Annotated in this window: 1 protein-coding gene; it reads right to left on the minus strand. The window is 41.3% G+C overall.

Annotation, left to right across the window (positions count from 1 at the left end):
- Positions 1 to 3: 3 nt before the first annotated feature.
- Positions 4 to 206 (minus strand): hypothetical protein (locus tag HJY11_RS14965; RefSeq protein WP_208076610.1); only part of this gene is annotated, 203 nt, incomplete at its 5' end.

Here is a 206-nt window from a genome sequence, read left to right on the forward strand (position 1 = left end):
GGATTACAGCCCGTTGCGTAGATGTACCTCCCGAATTTCCTGTACATCAGAAAATAGTAAAACAACGCATAGATGGCAATGATAAATAAAAGAAGCACCGGTATTCCAAATATCTTTGCCCTTGTGATAACCCCATATCCAGGATTTAAACCCGTCAGCCATTTCCCGCCAAGCAAAGCGAAGATTACTGCTTTCCATATATTCAT

The organism is Bittarella massiliensis (ex Durand et al. 2017) (assembly GCF_017566145.1).
Taxonomy (GTDB): Bacteria; Bacillota; Clostridia; order Oscillospirales; family Ruminococcaceae; genus Bittarella; species Bittarella massiliensis_A.